We start from the raw sequence: 19,014 nt of genomic DNA, 5'->3' as shown, positions 1-19,014 counted from the left end.
TTTTAGATTGTTAAAAAACAGTTTAACGCTCTTTAACAATGATTAACATTTCATTAATAGTTCGTACTTTTGTGAAACACAATTAAAAAAATAATGCAAATAGAATTTTATAAATACCAAGGAACCGGAAATGATTTTGTAATGATTGATAATCGTTCGAATACTTTTCCAAAAGAAAATATACAGTTGATTGCTCATTTATGTGACAGGCGTTTTGGAATTGGCGGAGATGGACTTATTTTATTAGAAAATGATCCTGAAGCCGATTTTAAAATGGTGTATTACAACTCAGATGGGAATCAAAGTACTATGTGTGGTAATGGAGGAAGATGTTTAGTGGCTTTCGCCCAACAGCTAAAGGTCATTAAAAACGATGCTACTTTTAACGCTATAGATGGTTTACATCATGCAAGTGTAGCAGAAGACGGAATTGTATCATTACAAATGATTGATGTTTTAGAGATCAAAGAAACTCCTGATTATTCTTTCCTGAATACAGGATCTCCACATCATGTTCAGTTAGTAGAGGACTTAGAACATTATAATGTAAAAGAAAATGGTGCTGCAATTCGATACGGTGATTTATATGGAAAAGCGGGTAGTAATATCAATTTTGTAAATAAAATTGATGATACTACTTTTTCGGTCCGTACTTATGAACGAGGAGTTGAAGATGAAACATTAGCTTGTGGAACTGGTGCAACTGCGGTTGCAATTGCGATGAATGCAACGGGAGTTACTGATGCTACAACTATCGATTTGAATGTGGAAGGTGGAAAACTAGCCGTTTCTTTTGATAAAAAGAACAATGTATATACTAATGTTTTTCTAATAGGACCAGCCAAATTTGTTTTTAAAGGTGTTATTGAAATTTAATAAAAGCCTAAAACTTCAACTCACAAAATTTGTATGATAACTCTAAAAGGCGAAAATATATACATCCGCGCATTGGAACCTAATGATTTAGAGTTCATCTATGCCATTGAGAATGATCAGCGTATTTGGGAAGTAAGCAATACACAAACCCCATATAGTCGATTTTTAGTAAAACAATATTTGGAGAATGCGCATCAAGATATATATGAAGCCAAGCAATTGCGTTTGGCCATATGTCAAGACCAAGACTTTCCTGCATTGGGATTAATCGATTTATTTGATTTTGATCCAAAGAATAATAGAGCAGGAGTAGGGATTGTAATTCAAGGGCAGGAAAATCGAAAACAGAACATTGGGTCCGAAGCTTTGGAGCTTTTAATTCAGTATTCATTTCGCCATTTAAATTTACATCAATTATATGCAAATATTGGGACTGAAAATAAATCTAGTATCGCTCTTTTTACTAAATTTGGATTCCAAAATATAGGTACAAAAAAAGATTGGAATCTGGTGAATGGTGTTTACAAAGACGAAGCCGTTTTTCAATTAATCAATAATCAACTTTAATATTTAAGTTTTGAATTTTAAAAAATATATTACAATCGCAGCTGTTGTTTTAGTAAGTGGATTAATCATTTACGGTTTTGTTTTGATGAGCCAAATTTTTGCTGCTAACACTAAGTTTTCAGATAAAGAAGTTTATGTTCATATCCCAACAAATGCAACGTATACTGATGTCAAAAAAATATTGGCAGATTATGTCGTAAATATCGACCGTTTAGAAATGGTAGCCAGTAAAATGAGTTATCCTGAAAATGTAAAATCGGGACGTTTTCTTTTTACTAAAGGGATGAATAGTTATGAATTAGTCAAATCTTTAAGAAGTAATGTTCCTGTAAAGTTGGCATTTAATAATCAAGAGCGAGTGGAAAATCTTGCTGGACGAGTAGGATCCCAAATTGAGGCGGACAGTTTGTCATTATTAACTTCATTTAAAGATTCTATCTTCTTGAAAGAAAACGGATTTAATGAAGATAATGTTTTGGCTATGTTTATTCCTAATACCTATGAAACGTATTGGAACACATCTGCAGAGAAGTTTCGAGATAAGATGATTAAAGAATACCGAAATTTTTGGAATAAAGAAAGAGTTGCTAAAGCAGAAAAACAAGGTTTAAACCCAATTGAAGCTACAATTTTAGCTTCTATCGTACATAAAGAATCGGTTAAAAAAGATGAAAGACCAAGAATTGCAGGAGTTTACTTAAACCGTTTGCGATTGGGCATGCCGCTTCAAGCGGATCCCACAGTAATTTTTGCTATCAAGAAAAAAGACGATGACTTTAATCAAGTAATTAAAAGAGTGTTTTTTAAAGACTTGACTATGTCTTCTCCTTATAATACCTATGTAAATGTTGGACTTCCTCCTGGTCCTATTGCAATGCCCGACATTACAGCTCTAGAAGCAGTATTGGATCCAGAAAAGAATGATTTTATTTATTTTTGTGCTAGTGTAGAACGTTTTGGATACCATGAATTTGCAGCGACTTTGCCTGAGCATAATAAAAATGCTAAAAAATATTCGGATTGGATCAACAGCCAAGGAGTAAAAAGATAGGTTTGAAATATAAAGCTATTTTTTTTCTGATGTTTTTTTTGGTAAGTGGACTGCGTGATGCAGATGCTCAAAGTAAAAAATTCGATCGTTTTTTAAAACCTTCGGACACTTTAAATATAAAAAGACAAAATACAGTTATTCTTTCAGAATCAATATTGGCCTCTGCAGCATTAGTAGGCCTAAACCAGCTATGGTATGCCGATTATCCAAGATCTAATTTTCATTTTATAAATGATAATGCGGAATGGCTTCAAATGGATAAAATAGGACATTTCTATTCTTCGTATCAATTGGGAAGGATGGGAAGTGAAATGCTACAATGGAGTGGAGCTAGTAAAAAGAAGCAATTGCTATATGGTGCTGGTTTAGGATTTGCATTTTTAACGGCTGTTGAGGTTTTAGATGGCTATTCTTCTGAATGGGGAGCATCACCTGGAGATGTTATAGCAAATGCTTCTGGAACGGCTTTATATGTTTCCCAAGAGTTATTATGGAATGAACAACGTATTATACCAAAATTCTCTTTTCACACCACACAATTTGCCCAATATAGGCCCAACGTTTTAGGAAGCAACTTAGCGGAGCAGATCCTTAAAGATTATAACGGTCAAACGTATTGGCTTTCGGTTAATTTATATTCTTTTTCCAAAGGTTCTAAAATACCAAAATGGCTCAATCTCGCAATGGGTTATGGAGCGGATGGAATGGTGAGTGGAAATAGCGAAAATTCTGATAAATTACTCCTTCCGAAAACAGAGAGATTCAGACAGTTTTATTTGAGTTTTGACGTTGACCTGACGAAAATTGAAACAAAATCTCATTTTTTGAAGACTTTTTTTTCTGTTTTTAATACGCTTAAAATTCCAGCTCCAACGATTGAATACTCAGTTAACGAGGGTTTTAGAGGACGAATTTTATATTTTTAAAAAATTTAATAGGTTGATTTTCAGCTTTATAAAATTTATTGTATCTTTGCACGCAGAAATTTCTTAACGGGACAGCGTTTTGAAGAAAAACAATTTATGGTAAAGAAGTGGTATTTTTATACAAGTTTGGCGATTATTATAGCCTTTTTAAGTGCGGGTTTTAAACCTCTTAAAATAGAAAAAAATGATTGGTTTCTAATAAAAAACACGGATGGAACACGATACTTATATCCATCCATAGAACAAGAAGATTATATCAATTTAAATTTCCCTTTTACTGGAAATTTATTTATTGGTTTTAAGGAAGCTCTTGGTTTCAAAGAATCAGAAGGGAAATACAAAAAAATCAATTCTCTCGGTTATTTAGGTAAATACCAATTTGGTATAGAAACCTTAAGATCTGTTGGTGTGAAGGATAGTATTTTATTCCTAAAAAGCCCCAAATTGCAAGAAAGAGCCTTTGTAGCACTTTTATCAAAAAACAAATGGCTATTACAAGACATCATTGAGAAATATGATGGGAAAGTAGTTAATGGGATTCTGGTAACAGAATCAGGGATTTTAGCAGCCGCACATCTTGGTGGAGCGGGTTCCGTAAGAAGATACTTTAAGCACAATGGGAAGAAATTTATAAAAGATGCTTATGGTACTTCAATTAGAAGTTATATGAAAGCATTTGGAGGTTATGACACTTCCTTTATTGTGGCTAATGTAAATGCAGTGGCAAGTTTAAATTAATTTTCACAAAAACACTAAAAAATATAAAAGCAGTCCAAAATTATTTGGACTGCTTTTTTTTTATTTTGCTTTTAATATTTCGCCATTGGAACGAACTAACAATTTCATTTTTTGATTGCCTTTTTCAATTTTCAGATTGTATTGTTTTTTAACAATATCCCCTTCTTCTTGAGAATATAAGTACTTATCGTTGACAATATTCCAACCGGGATAGGTTTTATAGACTGAATAAATTACTTCATTAGGCAATCTTACATTTTGGTAATTTTCTACAACTCGAACTAATTTTCCTTTTTCATCATAAGTAGCTGATAAAGATCCATTTTTTGTTTCCATCAATACCAAATAGTTTTCATATCCCTCATAATCTTTCCCAATGTCATAAGCAATAAATTTTTGTTCCATATTTCTAACGTCTTGGTCGGGATGATTGTCTGGAATGTAAACAGAAAAATCAGAACCAATTCGTTTAATTACCACTGCGGGTAATTCTTCAACACTAACCTTTCCTTTTTCTGTATCTTGCGAATAAGCGGAAAAAGATAGGCCTACAACGAATAACATAATAATAAATGATTTCATAATATTTAGTTTTTAAATTAATATTTATTTATACATAATATTATAGGTTAATTCAATACTGAGGTCTTTTTAAATCATTGATAATCAGATAAGTAATCTTGTTAAAGGTAGTTTTTTTTTATCTAATTTCTGTTAATTTAATCCGTATCTTATGTTAATAAAATTGGTTTCTACTTCTTTTTTTTATTAAGAATTGTCATCTTTTGGATAAATTAAATTATATTTTCTATACTGTAATAGGTATTAATTTAGGAGGAAATTGAAGCGTTATTTATTTATCATTGATGATAGTTAAAACAAAAAAAGCTGCTCTTTTTTAAGAACAGCCAAATGATTTTATATTTTTTAAACTTAGATACCTGCAATAATTTTACCGTCTGGATGAACCGTTAATTTACGTGTTTCATTTCCTTTTTTAATTTTTAAATGATACTGTTTTTTTTCAATATCCCCTTCTTTTTGCGAGTATAAATATTTATCATTAACTATTTCCCAACCTGGATAGTTTTTGTAAACGGAAAAAATAACTTTACTGGGAAGCTTTACATTTTTGTAATTTTCCACGACCCGAATTAATTTTCCTTTTTCATTATATGTCGCTGCCAATGAGCCATCTTTAATTTCCATAACAACTAGATAAGTTTCATACCCTTCATAGTCTTTGCCAAGATCATAGGCAATAAATTCATCTTCAAGTTTTCTTATGGTATTGTCAGCATTACGATCTGGCAAATACACAGAGAAATCTGTTCCTGCGCTTTTAATGACAACAGCGGGTAAATTTTCTACTTTATAACTTACATCTTCTTTATCATCATTCATGATATCTTGTGAATAGGATAAAGTTGTTATCCCAAATGCAAAAATTGCAATAATATAGGCTTTCATAATAGTTGATTTTTAATTTGATTAATAATTATTTGTAGAATTAAATTAGTAAGGCCTATTGTTTTCTTCCCCTTCTATTATAATTTAATTTACATGTTTTAATAAAACAACAGTTAAGATTTGGAGCAATATATTTTTATTGTTGATTATATATGTAAAGTTACGGTTTTGTCATTTCGTTGATAGTTAAGTATTTGCTTAAGTTTAGTTAATAATAAACACTTTTAGTGTCATTTATTTAATAGGAAAGTGGTTTTCTTTATAATTTGTTAGAAAAGGGATAAAAAAGAAAATACCAACTTTATGTTGGTGTTTTCTTTTTTTTATATTGTAATGATTGTTTATTCTCCTATTAAAATTTCTAATATTTTTATAGCTGCTTCGCTAATTTTTGTTCCAGGTCCAAAAACAGCTACTGCACCAGCATCAAATAAAAATTGATAATCTTGTGCCGGAATCACACCACCTACAACTACCATTATATCTTCACGGCCATATTTTTTAAGCTCTTCTATCACTTGTGGAACTAGAGTTTTGTGGCCTGCAGCCAATGAGGAAACACCAAGAATATGTACATCATTTTCTATGGCTTGTTTTGCAGCTTCGGCAGGAGTTTGAAATAACGGACCAATATCCACATCAAAACCTACATCAGCGTAACCTGTGGCTACTACTTTTGCCCCACGATCGTGTCCATCTTGTCCCATTTTGGCAATCATGATTCTAGGACGACGACCTTCTTGTTTGGCAAAGGTATCGGCTAGCTGTTTTGCTTTTTCAAAACTTTTATCGTCTTTAATTTCTTTACTATACACGCCACTAAAGGATTTAATTTGTGCTTTATACCTTCCAAAAACAGTTTCTAAGGCATCACTAATTTCGCCTAGCGTAGTTCTGTTTCTTGCAGCTTCTACTGCGATTTCCAGTAAATTACCTTCACCAGTTTGAGCACAAAGGATTAATTTTTTAATTGATTCTTGTACCTTATTAGTATCTCTTGTTGCTTTTATACGATCGAGTTGTTCCAGTTGTTGCTTTCGCACCATCTGGTTATCGACATCTAGAATTTGTAAAGGATCTTCTTTGTCCAAACGGTATTTGTTGACCCCTACAATTATGTCCTGTCCACTATCAATGCGGGCTTGTTTTCTTGCCGCTGCTTCTTCTATTCTTAGTTTAGGAATCCCTGCTTCAATCGCTTTGGTCATTCCACCTAGTTCTTCTACTTCTTCAATAAGTTTCCAAGCACTTTGGACAATCTCATCGGTCAAGCTTTCTACGTAATAACTACCTGCCCAAGGATCAACAGTTTTTGTAATTTTGGTTTCTTCTTGTAAAAATATTTGTGTATTTCGAGCAATTCTTGCCGAAAAATCAGTTGGCAAAGCAATCGCTTCATCCAAAGCATTAGTATGTAGTGATTGTGTTCCTCCAAAAGCGGCTGCCGATGCTTCAATACACGTACGCGCTACATTATTAAAAGGATCTTGTTCTGTTAAACTCCAGCCACTTGTTTGGCAATGAGTTCTTAATGCTAATGATTTATCATCTTTTGGATTAAACTGTTTCACTAGTTTGGCCCATATCATTCGCCCAGCACGCATTTTAGCAATTTCCATGAAGTGATTCATTCCAATCGCCCAGAAAAAAGATAAACGAGGGGCAAACTCATCAATTTTCATTCCCGTTGCTAGTCCAGTGCGAATGTATTCCAATCCATCCGCCAATGTGTAAGCCAATTCAATATCGGCAGTAGCACCTGCTTCTTGCATGTGATATCCCGATATAGATATCGAGTTGAATTTTGGCATTTTCTTGCTTGTAAATTCAAAAATGTCGGCAATGATTTTCATGGATGGAGTAGGTGGGTAGATGTAAGTATTACGCACCATAAACTCTTTTAGAATATCATTTTGTATCGTTCCTGAAAGTAATTCAGGTTTTACCCCTTGTTCTTCGGCTGCCACAATGTAAAAAGCCATAATGGGTAATACGGCACCATTCATAGTCATGGAAACTGACATTTCATCCAATGGAATTTGATCGAATAATACTTTCATATCCTCAACCGAATCTATTGCTACTCCAGCTTTACCGACATCTCCTACAACACGTTCATGGTCTGAATCATATCCCCGATGGGTAGGTAAATCAAATGCAATGGATAATCCTTTTTGACCAGCTGCAAGATTTCTTCTGTAAAAAGCATTGCTTTCCTCTGCAGTTGAAAAACCAGCATATTGACGAATTGTCCATGGTCTGCGCACATACATCGTAGTGTATGGTCCGCGCAAATTTGGCGCAAAGCCAGCTCCAAAATCTAAATGCGCTAGATTTTCAATATCCTTTTCAGAATAGGTTGGTTTGAGTTCGATTCCCTCTGCCGTTAAGAAATTTTCAGACAATGAATTTTGATTGTCTTCTATTGTCTTAGTACTTTCTAATTTAATATGTTTGAGGTCATTTCTTATCATTTTGACTCTAATTTTTATGCGTTTTTAATTGATTCCTTTTATTGAAAATTACTCTAATGCGAGACGTTCCTGTTCCGTTTTCTCGGCAAGGCGTTTTTCTATAATAGGGGTTATCAACGTTTTTCTTGGATTGATTTTTATAAATGGATAAAGTTCTAAATCCTGTTTCATGCGATCTTCTTTATTAGGGTATTTATTGGTACCTAACAATACTTCTTTTCCTGAGTCAAAAAGATCTTGCTCTTTATCAGCACTTTCCTGAATTTTTCTTTTAATGATTCCTTCATTCAATTGTTTTAGAAAACCACCATTGGATTCGATGTCTTTAAACAAAGTCAACGATTTTTCGGCCAGTTGATTGGTGAGTGTTTCTATATAATAACTTCCATCAGCGGGATTATTTACTTTATCAAAATAGCTTTCATTTTTTAATACTAACAGCTGATTTCGAGCAATGCGATCTCCAAATTCATTGTCTTTATGGTACAAAGAATCATAAGGTAAGTTAGCAATAGTATCCGCACCACCAATAATTGCCGACATACATTCGGTTGTGGTACGTAACATGTTTACATTATAATCATAAATGGTTTTGTTTCGTTTTGTGGGTGTAACAAAGAGATGACAATCTAAGTAGTGATTATATTCTTTTGCAATTAGCTTAAATAAAAGGCGTAGTGCACGTAGTTTTGCAATTTCAAAAAAGTAATTGGTACCTACTGCAACTTCAAAAACGATGGGTTGATTTATAATAGGAATCCTATTAAAATATTCATTGGCATGCGCTAAACTATAAGCAATTTGCTGTACCATATTGGCACCTGCATTTTGATATAAACTAGTGTCAATGCTTAATACCGAATGTTGTGGTACGGCAGTAGTAATTAAATTAAGTGTGTCAAAATTGTTTTTGTCTTTCGTTGTAAACCAGTTTCCGTCTTTGGCTAATTGTCCTATTGGATCTAAATTGATAAATACAACTGCCTTTTTTTGTATTGCTATTGTATTGATTTTAGCTACGAAATCGATTGAAATAAAGTTTAAATTAAAGTAAACAAAAACATTTTCTAATGGTAAGTTTTCTAAAAGTTTAGTAATGTCAATAGTATCATTTTCAATAGTAAAACGAAGACTTTCAGCACCTCTATTTAAAGAATCTAAAGCTCTTTCTATTGATTTCTCAATATCAAAAACAAATATATTTTGGCAAATTTTAAAGTTGGAAGCCTTTGTGGTTAATGGAAAAGCTTTGGTAAACTCATCTTTGTGATAAAAAGGTTTCACCTTAATATCTTCTGGAGAATTCCATATTAAGGTATCATTATAATCGGCACCTTTAAGTTCAAACTGGATTTTTTGTTTCCATTGTTTGGAAGAAACAGGATCGAAATCTTCAAATAAATTAGTCGCCATTTTTATTTTTGTTTTTTATAATTCAGGGTTTATTGCTGTTCTCTATACTGTCACCTTCAAATTCGATCAGATAAATATCCTCACTATCTTTTTTCATATAGTAGTTTTCACGAGCATATTTTTCTATTTGTTCTGGGTTTTTTAGTTCTTTAATTTGTTCTTCATCTTTTTTTATTTCCTCTTGATAATATTCTTTATTATCTTCAAGTTCATTAATTTGAGTATCTAAAAATCGATGATCAAAATAGGAATAGTTGTCCAAAAAAACCATCCAAGTTGAAAAGAAAAGCAATACCCAAATGTATTTATTACTTAAAAATTTAAACCAAGGTTTGTCTTTATGTGGATTTGTCATTTCTTTTTTTTTAAAGTCCTTATTAAACGAATAGCCAATGTTTTATTAACATAACTAAAGTTGAAAACGTAAAATAATGCTTAGTTTATGCCTTCCGTTGCAATTAAATTCTAGAATCCTATATTCTGATAAAATTACAATAAAATTATAGAATTCTTTGATTTATTACTGCCCGAACTACATCAATAGCTACTGTATTGTATTTGTCATTAGGTATAATAATATCCGCAAATGCTTTTGTGGGTTCTATAAATTGCTCATGCATAGGTTTTAATGTTGTTTGGTAACGGTTTAAAACTTCCTCCATATCACGACCTCTTTCAGCAATGTCACGTTTCATTCGACGGATTAATCTTTCATCAGAATCAGCGTGAACATAAATCTTTACATCAAATAAATCTCTTAATTCTGGATTTGCCAAAATTAAAATACCCTCCACAATCATCACTTTTCGAGGATGTGTAAAAACAGTATCATCGCTTCGATTGTGCGTCACAAAAGAATACACGGGTTGATTGATGTTATTTCCTTCTTTTAATTCTTTAAGATGTGTGACTAATAACTCGAAATCAATTGCACGTGGATGATCAAAATTGATTAGTGCTCTTTCATCGAATGAAAGACCGTGATTTTCCTTGTAATATGAATCTTGTGAAATAATTCCTACCTCTGTTTCGGGTAATTCATTCATGATTTGATGAACTACGGTTGTTTTTCCGCTTCCAGTTCCACCTGCAATTCCTATAATAAGCATATAATAGTTGAGTTATTTATTGATGAAGCAAAAATAGGAATTTATAGATTGAAAATAGAGAATTGCTAAATTAGAATTAGTATTTATTAATTTTTTTAAACTAAAAATGGAAATCCGTATTATTCATTATAGATTAAATAGCTAATTTTTAGTTTGACCGAAGAGATACTCAGTTATAATGCCAATTTACCCACCAGTTTTTGAATTAATTTAGTACCTTTAATTTCCTAAAAATAATACTTTGTATACTCAAATCAATAAAAATATAAGCCGTTATGTCACTTTTGAAAAAGAGGAATTAAGCATTTTTAATTCTTTATTAGAAAATAAAAAAATTCCAAAAAAGACAATTCTTTTACATGAAGGTGAAAAATGCAATTTTGAAGCTTTTGTTGTAAAAGGTTGTGTTCGCAAGTATTATATAGATTCCAATGGTATAGAAGTGATTTTGCAATTAGCAATTGAAAATGCTTGGGTAAGTGATATTTCATTTAGTATTTATGAGGACAGTCCCAGTGATGTATTTATTGAAACCTTAGAAGATTGCGAATTTTTTATGTTCAATCCCGAATCTAAAGAGGTGTTATTTGCAAAGGCACCAAGATTTGAAAGGGCTTTCCGTATATTAATGCAACGCAATCTAGCAGTAACGCAAAAACGATTGTTTAATGCTATTTCTAAAACTGCTACAGATAAATATCTGGAGTTTTTAGATAAATATCCTACACTTTCTCAGCGTGTAGCGCAACATTATATCGCTTCCTTTTTAGGGATATCTCCTGAGTTTCTAAGTAAAATTAGAACAAAACTCGCTAAAAATTAATTTCAACTATTTTCATTTCTTGTCCTAGTTCAATGCTTTAGTTTCTTTTTAGTCGCAACTTTGTATCATAATAATTAACAAAAGCGAAAATGGAAAATACAAATAGTACTAAAGAAGGTTTGATTTCAAATTCTATTTTGCATAAAGCAAATACCAGAGGACATGCTAATCATGGATGGTTAGAGTCATTTCATACTTTTAGTTTTGCGGGTTATCACAATCCGGAACGTATGAATTTTGGTGTGTTGCGCGTTTTGAATGATGATAGAGTAAGTCAAGGAATGGGTTTTGGAAAACACCCACACGATAATATGGAAATTATTTCTATCCCGCTCGAAGGCGATTTAGAACATAAAGACAGTATGGGAAATACTACTGTAATTAAAGAAGGAGATATTCAAGCGATGAGTGCAGGAACTGGGATTTTTCACAGTGAGTATAATAAAAATAAAGACCAGTTGGTTAAGTTTTTGCAAATTTGGATTTATCCAAATAAAAAAAATGTAACACCTCGTTACGACCAAATCTCTTTGGACTTAAAGGATCGTCACAATAATCTACAACAAATTTTATCTCCAAATCCAGAAGATGAAGGCGTTTGGATTCATCAAGATGCTTGGTTTCATATTGGAAAATTTGATAAAGGTTTTTCGAATTCATACCAATTAAAGAAAGCAGGAAACGGTATTTATGCTTTTGTTTTAAAAGGAGACTTTACTATTGGTGGTATTACTTTAAATGAGCGTGATGGTCTGGGAATAACTGATACGGATTCATTCAATCTTATTGCTAATTCTGATAATGCCGAAATTCTTTTGATGGAAGTACCCATGAAATTATAATTAGTTACGAAATAAATTAAATAATTAAAAATAATACTATTATGTCAACAACAAAATGGGCAATTGACCCAACACATTCAGAAATTGGTTTTAAAGTGAAACACATGATGTTTACTACTATTTCAGGTAAATTTACAAAATTTGATGCGTCAATCGAATCCGATGATTCGAATTTCGAAAATGCAAAAATTGAATTTACCGGAGCAATCGATTCAATTGCAACTGGTAATGCGGATAGAGATACCCATTTATTAAGTGCTGATTTTTTTGATGCAGGGCAATTTCCAACAATTAAATTTTCGGCAACTTCATTCTCTAAAATTAATGAAGGGGAATATGAATTGGTAGGTGATTTAACAATGCATGGGGTAACAAAATCAGTAAAGCTACCAGCAGAATTTAGTGGATTAATGAAAGACCCTTGGGGAAATACAAAATTAGCTCTTTCATTAGAAGGTAAAATTAATAGAAAAGATTGGGGATTAACTTGGAATTCAGCTCTTGAAACTGGTGGTGTACTAGTTGGTGAAGAAGTTAAATTGGCAATAGAACTTCAATTTATAAAAGAATAATCGGTTTTTAGCATAACCTCAGGTACTTCATGTAGTTGAGGTTTTTTTTAGATAAAGTTATGGGAAATATAAATATTCTATACGTAGGCAGAAATTTTGAGATATTACGTACGGTAGTCCGATTAATTAATGCAAATGCTGATTGGTCTGGGATTGGTGTTTTGAATGATGAAGAAGCTAAAGTTCTTTTTCAAGAAAAAAAATTCGAAATAGTTTTATTGGGACCTGGAATTACTGAAGAAAGCGAAACCCATTTGCGTTTGTTTTTTAGGAAACAAAATTCTAATACTGCAGTGGTACAGCATTACGGTGGAGGTAGCGGATTATTGAAAACAGAGATTTTGATGGCTTTGAATGCCTAACTTTAAAAAAAGAGCGTTAATTAATTAGCGCTCTTTTTTTATAAGAATTTTGATTTTAGTTATTTATTCTTTTTTGCTTTAATCATCATTTCCAGTTGGTCCCATAATTCTTCTGGAATGGCTTCCAACAAATTAAACTGTCCAGCACCTTTAAGCCATTCACCACCATCAATTACAACTACTTCCCCATTTACATAGGCTGAAAAATCAGAAACCATATAGGCAGCTAAGTTGGCTAACTCTTGATGATCTCCCACACGCTTTAACGGCACTTTTTTAGCCATATCAAATTTTTCGGCAAGATCTCCAGGTAATAATCGATCCCAGGCTCCTTTAGTAGGAAATGGTCCTGGTGCAATTGCATTAGTTCGGATGCCATATTTTGCCCATTCTACAGCCAGACTTCTGGTCATAGCTAATACTCCAGCTTTGGCAGTGGCACTTGGCACAACATAAGCTGATCCTGTCCATGCGTAGGTAGTTACAATATTTAAAACAGTTGATGATGTTTGTTTAGTATCTATCCAATGTTTTCCAAAAGCAAGTGTACAGTTTTTAGTCCCTTTTAAAACGATATCAATTACGGTATCAAATGCATTAGCAGATAATCTTTCGGTAGGAGAGATGAAGTTTCCTGCAGCATTATTTAAAAGGACATCTACTTTTCCAAAAGCTTTCAAGACACCTTGCAGCATGTTTTCGACTTCTTCATAATGACGTACATCACACTGTAAAGGCAAACAGGTTCCACCTGTTTCTAATTCTAATTCAGAGGCTGTATTTTTTAATTTCTCTAGGTCTCTTGACGTAATTGCTACTTTTGCACCTAGTTCTAAGAAATATTTTGTCATTGCTTTACCTAAACCGCTTCCTCCTCCGGTTACGACTATAACTTTGCCTTTTAATGCATCATCGCGTAACATTTTATCTGTATAACCCATGATATAATTTTTTTATTGTAAATATAACAAATTAAATAGTATGCATGCATATAAAATCAAGTAATTGACTACACCTAAATTGCACATAGTTTTTTAGCCGCTTTTTCTAAAGTCGCATTGTCTTTTGCAAAACAAAAACGAATGAGGTGATGGTCTATGTTGTTTTCATAAAAAGTAGAGATGGGTATTGCCGCCACTCCATGCTCTGTGATTAATCTTTTGCAAAAATCAACATCGTTTTCATTTGATATAGAAGCATAGGATGCAACTTGAAAATAAGTGCCTTCGCAAGGCAGTAATTTAAAACGACTCTCTTTTAATAAAGCGCTAAAATAATCCCGTTTTTCAATATATAATTGACTTATTTCTTCAACAGATACTAAGTCTAAATAGTTGCTAATAGCCACCTGACAAATGCTATTCACACTAAAAACTAAAAATTGATGCACTTTCTTGATTTCTTTCATCAAATGTTCAGGAGCAATGAGATAGCCTATTTTCCAACCAGTAACATGGAAGGATTTTCCAAAAGAAGAAATTATAATGCAACGATTTAATAATTTTTCACGTGTATGAGCTGAAATATGTTTTTTTTCAAATGTGATGTATTCATACACTTCATCTGAGAGAACAATCATTTCAGGATATTTTTGTAATATATTTTCTAATGCTTCAAAATCAGAATGAATCCAAATTTTCCCAGTTGGATTATGCGGATTATTGATAATAATCATTTTTGTTTTTGAAGAACACGCATTTTCTATCTTTTCCCAGTGGGGAGTATAATTATCATTAAGAGGAACTCGCACTGGTTTTGCATTACATAAAAGAACTGGCGCTTCATAACAATCATAGCTAGGGTCTAAGATAATGACTTCATCATTAGATTTAATTAAAGCTTGAATGGTGGTAAAAATACCCTGGGTCGCACCAGCAGTAACAAGAATTTCAGTGTCTGTTCGAATGGTTCTTTTATAAGAACGGTAGGTTAGTTGAGCAATTTTGGTTAACAATGGAGGATAACCTGCCATTGGTAAATATTGATGTACATTTTCACTGGCTAACTGAGCTACAATAGTAGTCAAACGCTCGTCTACAGGAAAATTAGGAAATCCTTGTGAAAGGTTGACAGCATCATATTCTGTTGCCATTTTAGACATTACTGTAAAAATACTTGTACCAATGTTGGGGAGTTTTGACATGCTTCTTTTTTTAATGATCTAAAAGTAAGTATTTGATTTGAGTTTAGAAATACATTTTTCGGATTCATTTTTTTGTAATCGACATTGTATTTATTTAAAACGGAAACACAAAGTAAAGTACTTTGTTAGGAGTACTTTACTTTGTGTTTTTATGATATTGTTTTATTTTTTTGGTTTAGGCATATCAGAGTTTCCCATGTCTCGAATACAAATGTATTTGCCGTCTTTTTTTTCAAATAGGCTGATGAAGTTGCCGCTCATGATTTTTGCATCAGTGGAATCTTTGACCTCATAGCCGCCAATTTCTACCACTTGATTGGCATCATTTGAAACATGAACTTCTTTAGTTTCAAAATTGATTTTGGCTCCTTTTGGAAAAGTTTTTAAATCCTCTTTTATTGAAGCTTGAATGGCAGCTTTCCCTTCTAAAGGTTTTTTTTCATTTGAAAAACTGATGGCATCATCAGCGTAATACATGATGTTATCGGTGCTTCTCGCATTAAAGTTAGTTGCAAATGCATCTTCCATCGACTGAATTTCGGTTTTGATTGCGTCTTTGTCAATTACGGCCATGGGTGCCTCTTTTTTTTGATTACAGGCTATCAGTAAAGACATAGTAACCAACATTAATCCTCCTTTTAAAATCTTGTTTTTCATAATTAAATTTTTTTAAATTTATAATGATGATTTTTGGTTAAGATAAGGGGATATTAAATTTAAGTATAAAATATTGATTATCAGTGTTTAATATTTATTTTTTGATAATAAAATGAGTTTTATGCCATTTAATATTAAAAATTAAAAAGTGCTGAAGGTTATTATTAATAAAAACCAAAAATCCATTGCCATACAAAGCAGTTACTTTATAGGAAAATGGATATGGTTTTGAGATTTCTATTGTATAAAAAAGTTTATAGTTTAAAAATTACATTTTATGAATAATAAAAATAGTAGGTCGTTTATGTAAATCAATCGTTTCTTTTTTCCAAGCCGCAATTTTCTTAGTCTTGATGTATTCTGTTGGTAATGTAATGTCTGTAGCGATACATAAGTGTGTTTCAGGATGCAAGGTCAGTAATAAATCTTCGAGTAATTTATTGTTGCGATAAGGGGTTTCAATAAATATTTGGGATTGATTTTTTTCGAAAGAAATTCGTTCTAAAGTTTTAAAACTGGCTCGTTTCTCGTCTTTTTCAATAGGTAAATACCCGTGAAAGGTAAAGCTTTGACCATTCATTCCTGAAGCCATCATGGCTAATAAAATAGAAGAGGGGCCAACTAAGGGAACTACTTGAATTCCTTTTTCATGTGCTAGTTTTACGATAACAGCACCAGGATCAGCAACACCAGGGCAACCGGCCTCACTCATTAATCCCATGTTTTTACCTTCTAGTAATGGTTTGATAAAATCAAGATGTTCTTTTACTTCAGTGCGTTTGTTTAGAGTAAACAAAACTAAGTCCGATTGTTTTTTTTCGGGATTAACTTCTTTAATCGATTTTCGAGCTGTTTTGTCGTTCTCTACAATATAATAGTCAATAAAATCGATGGTCCTTTTAACAGTTTGAGGCAAAACATCCATTGGGTCGCAATCCCCCATTGTAGTTGGGATTAAATAGAGTTTTCCTAGTAAAGTATTTGGTTTCATTTTGATCGATTTATGTTTTTAATCTAATTTAGAAATGCAAAGAACGGCATTAATAAAGAAATGAATTTGTTTTGCAGGTAAAAATGAACTCCTAAAATTATGGGTGGGTCTCTTTAATTTTTGTAGCTATAATTTCGCAAACTTCATTTAGCATATTGTAAACGATGTCAAATCCATTGGGCATACCAAAATAAGGATCAGGTACATCTACATTTTCGTTGGGGTACAATTCGTTCAAAATGATTTGTACTTTATTCTTTTGTTCTTGAGTTTTAGATAATTCGATTACATCGTCATAATTGGATTTGTCCATGACATAGATGTAATCATAAGTTTCAAAATCAGAAGTATTGAATTGTCTTCCTTTTTGTTTTGAAATATCTAGTTTGTACTTTTTTGCTATAGCAATGGAGCGAGAATCTGGAGCGTGGCCAATATGCCAAGAACCAGTTCCTGCAGAATCTACTGTAAATTTTTCTTTTGGAAGTTTAGAAGCTAAGATACCTTCTGCCAACGGTGATCGACAAATATTGCCCAAACAAACCATTAAAATTTTTACGGGCATGATGCGTTTATAACGTTAATTTTTTATGGATATCTTCAACAAATTTTTTGAATTGTTTATCGGTTGCCACAAGATTGTCAACTGTTTTGCAAGCGTGTAATACTGTTGCGTGATCACGATCTCCAATTTGAGAACCAATATTGGCTAAGGACGCTTTAGTGAATTTTTTAGCAAAAAACATAGCCAGTTGTCTCGCCTGTACCACGTGTCTTTTTCTAGTTTTTGATTGTAATGTTTCTAAATCCAATTGGAAATAATCAGAAACAATTTTTTGAATGTAATCAATAGAAATTTCGCGTTTTACATTTTTCACAAATTTCTCTACCACACTTTTGGCTAATTCAATAGTAACCTCTTTTTTATTGAAAGAAGATTGTGCAATTAAGGAAATAATTGCTCCTTCTAATTCACGCACATTTGATTTAATGTTGCGTGCTACATATTCAATAATTTCTTCTGGAATCTCCACACCATCCCGATATAGAATGTTTTTCAAGATTGAAATTCTAGTTTCGTAATCTGGTTGGTGTAATTCAGCAGACAATCCCCATTTGAAACGAGATAATAAGCGTTGCTCAATATCTTGCATATCAACCGGTGCTTTGTCTGATGTAAGAATTACTTGTTTTCCATTTTGGTGTAAATAGTTGAAGATGTGGAAAAAGACATCTTGTGTTCCTGATTTACCCGAAAGGAATTGTACATCATCAATAATTAAAACATCGATCAATTGATAGAAGTGAATGAAGTCATTTCTATTATTTTTCTTAACGGAATCAATGTATTGTTGAGTGAATATTTCGGCTGAAATGTATAAAACAGTTTTATCTGGGTATTTGTCTTTGATTTCAACTCCTATAGCATGCGCTAAGTGTGTTTTACCAAGTCCAACGCCACCAAAAATCAATAACGGGTTAAATGATGTTCCTCCAGGTTTATTGGCAACAGCCATACCCGCTGAGCGAGCTAGCCTATTAGAATCTCCTTCAAGGAAATTATCAAAACTATAGTTGGCATTAAGTTGGGATTCAATTTTTAAATTTCTAATTCCTGGAATTACAAAAGGATTTTTTAATTCAGGATCTAAGTTTTTAAAAGGGGCGTCAACATTTTGTGGTTTCATTGGAGCCCGGTTGGCACTTGGTAATTGTTCCGTAAACGGTTGTTTATTACCATAAGTGTTTTCCATCTTAATTTTATAAAGTAACTTTGCGTTTTTACCAAGTTCCTTAGTTAAGGCAACTTTTAATAATTTCACATAGTGTTCTTCTAACCATTCGTAGAAAAATTTACTTGGAACTTGAATATATAATGCGTTATCGGTAAGTTCAACTGATTTGATCGGTTCAAACCAAGTTTTGAATGCTTGATCTTGAATGTTGTCTTTTATAAAAGACAAACAGTTTTCCCATACTGATTGAGCAGTTTTGTTCAT

Annotated in this window: 21 protein-coding genes; 9 read left to right on the top strand and 12 right to left on the bottom strand. The window is 32.5% G+C overall.

Annotated features, from left to right (window positions below; genetic code table 11):
* The first annotated feature begins 93 nt into the window (after positions 1-93).
* The 5 genes from dapF to AB3G33_RS00085 all read left to right on the top strand — a co-directional run bounded on the left by dapF (position 94) and on the right by AB3G33_RS00085 (position 4,158).
* The gene (gene dapF / locus AB3G33_RS00105; RefSeq protein ID WP_367771700.1) at positions 94-876 is read left to right on the top strand and encodes a diaminopimelate epimerase; all 783 of its coding nucleotides are present in this window, start codon (positions 94-96) and stop codon (positions 874-876) included.
* Positions 877-909: 33 nt separating this feature from the next.
* Positions 910-1,443 (top strand): GNAT family N-acetyltransferase, encoded by a 534-nt coding sequence (locus tag AB3G33_RS00100; RefSeq protein ID WP_367754808.1) that lies wholly within the window; start codon positions 910-912, stop codon positions 1,441-1,443.
* 10 nt (positions 1,444-1,453) lie between these two features.
* Positions 1,454-2,494, top strand: a complete 1,041-nt coding sequence (gene mltG, locus AB3G33_RS00095; protein ID WP_367754807.1) for an endolytic transglycosylase MltG — start codon at positions 1,454-1,456, stop codon at positions 2,492-2,494.
* Between the two features lie 29 nt (positions 2,495-2,523).
* Complete coding sequence (locus tag AB3G33_RS00090; protein ID WP_367774168.1) at positions 2,524-3,420, top strand: DUF2279 domain-containing protein; 897 nt, start codon at positions 2,524-2,526, stop codon at positions 3,418-3,420.
* 96 nt (positions 3,421-3,516) lie between these two features.
* A complete protein-coding gene (locus tag AB3G33_RS00085) occupies positions 3,517-4,158 on the top strand; it encodes a peptidoglycan-binding protein LysM (RefSeq protein WP_367771697.1) in 642 nt (213 codons plus the stop codon).
* Positions 4,159-4,218: 60 nt separating this feature from the next.
* On the opposite strand, the gene AB3G33_RS00080 is transcribed toward AB3G33_RS00085, so the two are convergent.
* The 6 genes from AB3G33_RS00080 to udk form a co-directional block, all read right to left on the bottom strand.
* Positions 4,219-4,740 (bottom strand): hypothetical protein, encoded by a 522-nt coding sequence (locus AB3G33_RS00080; RefSeq protein WP_367771694.1) that lies wholly within the window; start codon positions 4,738-4,740, stop codon positions 4,219-4,221.
* 351 nt (positions 4,741-5,091) lie between these two features.
* Positions 5,092-5,628 (bottom strand): hypothetical protein, encoded by a 537-nt coding sequence (locus tag AB3G33_RS00075; RefSeq protein WP_367771692.1) that lies wholly within the window; start codon positions 5,626-5,628, stop codon positions 5,092-5,094.
* A 341-nt stretch (positions 5,629-5,969) separates the two neighbouring features.
* A complete protein-coding gene (gene scpA, locus AB3G33_RS00070; RefSeq protein ID WP_367771689.1) occupies positions 5,970-8,102 on the bottom strand; it encodes a methylmalonyl-CoA mutase in 2,133 nt (710 codons plus the stop codon).
* Between the two features lie 48 nt (positions 8,103-8,150).
* Positions 8,151-9,515 carry a methylmalonyl-CoA mutase subunit beta gene (locus AB3G33_RS00065; RefSeq protein WP_367771687.1) on the bottom strand — a complete coding sequence of 455 codons (1,365 nt, stop codon included), beginning with the start codon at positions 9,513-9,515 and terminating at the stop codon, positions 8,151-8,153.
* Positions 9,516-9,537: 22 nt separating this feature from the next.
* Entirely contained in the window at positions 9,538-9,870 is a 333-nt protein-coding gene (locus AB3G33_RS00060) for a septum formation initiator family protein (protein WP_367754795.1), read from the bottom strand.
* A 145-nt stretch (positions 9,871-10,015) separates the two neighbouring features.
* Positions 10,016-10,624: a uridine kinase gene (udk, locus tag AB3G33_RS00055; RefSeq protein WP_367754793.1), complete on the bottom strand. Its 609-nt coding sequence runs from the start codon at positions 10,622-10,624 to the stop codon at positions 10,016-10,018.
* A 241-nt stretch (positions 10,625-10,865) separates the two neighbouring features.
* Here udk and AB3G33_RS00050 point away from each other — a divergent pair, with 241 nt between their 5' ends.
* The 4 genes from AB3G33_RS00050 to AB3G33_RS00035 all read left to right on the top strand — a co-directional run bounded on the left by AB3G33_RS00050 (position 10,866) and on the right by AB3G33_RS00035 (position 13,223).
* Positions 10,866-11,447 (top strand): Crp/Fnr family transcriptional regulator, encoded by a 582-nt coding sequence (locus AB3G33_RS00050; protein ID WP_367754791.1) that lies wholly within the window; start codon positions 10,866-10,868, stop codon positions 11,445-11,447.
* An 89-nt stretch (positions 11,448-11,536) separates the two neighbouring features.
* Positions 11,537-12,289: a pirin family protein gene (locus tag AB3G33_RS00045; RefSeq protein WP_367771684.1), complete on the top strand. Its 753-nt coding sequence runs from the start codon at positions 11,537-11,539 to the stop codon at positions 12,287-12,289.
* Between the two features lie 41 nt (positions 12,290-12,330).
* Complete coding sequence (locus AB3G33_RS00040) at positions 12,331-12,861, top strand: YceI family protein (RefSeq protein WP_367771681.1); 531 nt, start codon at positions 12,331-12,333, stop codon at positions 12,859-12,861.
* Between the two features lie 59 nt (positions 12,862-12,920).
* Positions 12,921-13,223 carry a hypothetical protein gene (locus AB3G33_RS00035; RefSeq protein ID WP_367754785.1) on the top strand — a complete coding sequence of 101 codons (303 nt, stop codon included), beginning with the start codon at positions 12,921-12,923 and terminating at the stop codon, positions 13,221-13,223.
* A gap of 59 nt (positions 13,224-13,282) precedes the next feature.
* Here AB3G33_RS00035 and AB3G33_RS00030 read toward each other — a convergent pair whose 3' ends face one another.
* The 6 genes from AB3G33_RS00030 to dnaA all read right to left on the bottom strand — a co-directional run bounded on the left by AB3G33_RS00030 (position 13,283) and on the right by dnaA (position 19,014).
* Complete coding sequence (locus tag AB3G33_RS00030; RefSeq protein ID WP_367771678.1) at positions 13,283-14,164, bottom strand: SDR family oxidoreductase; 882 nt, start codon at positions 14,162-14,164, stop codon at positions 13,283-13,285.
* 74 nt (positions 14,165-14,238) lie between these two features.
* Positions 14,239-15,366, bottom strand: a complete 1,128-nt coding sequence (locus AB3G33_RS00025) for a methionine aminotransferase (RefSeq protein WP_367771674.1) — start codon at positions 15,364-15,366, stop codon at positions 14,239-14,241.
* A gap of 162 nt (positions 15,367-15,528) precedes the next feature.
* The gene (locus AB3G33_RS00020) at positions 15,529-16,023 is read right to left on the bottom strand and encodes a DUF4440 domain-containing protein (RefSeq protein WP_367771672.1); all 495 of its coding nucleotides are present in this window, start codon (positions 16,021-16,023) and stop codon (positions 15,529-15,531) included.
* A gap of 268 nt (positions 16,024-16,291) precedes the next feature.
* Positions 16,292-17,014 (bottom strand): SAM-dependent methyltransferase, encoded by a 723-nt coding sequence (locus tag AB3G33_RS00015; protein WP_367771670.1) that lies wholly within the window; start codon positions 17,012-17,014, stop codon positions 16,292-16,294.
* 97 nt (positions 17,015-17,111) lie between these two features.
* Complete coding sequence (locus AB3G33_RS00010; protein WP_367771667.1) at positions 17,112-17,579, bottom strand: low molecular weight protein-tyrosine-phosphatase; 468 nt, start codon at positions 17,577-17,579, stop codon at positions 17,112-17,114.
* 7 nt (positions 17,580-17,586) lie between these two features.
* The gene (gene dnaA, locus AB3G33_RS00005; protein WP_367754774.1) at positions 17,587-19,014 is read right to left on the bottom strand and encodes a chromosomal replication initiator protein DnaA; all 1,428 of its coding nucleotides are present in this window, start codon (positions 19,012-19,014) and stop codon (positions 17,587-17,589) included.

This window comes from Flavobacterium sp. WC2421, from assembly GCF_040822115.1.
Classification (GTDB): domain Bacteria; phylum Bacteroidota; class Bacteroidia; order Flavobacteriales; family Flavobacteriaceae; genus Flavobacterium.
This window is presented reverse-complemented; position numbering and strand designations above follow the sequence as displayed.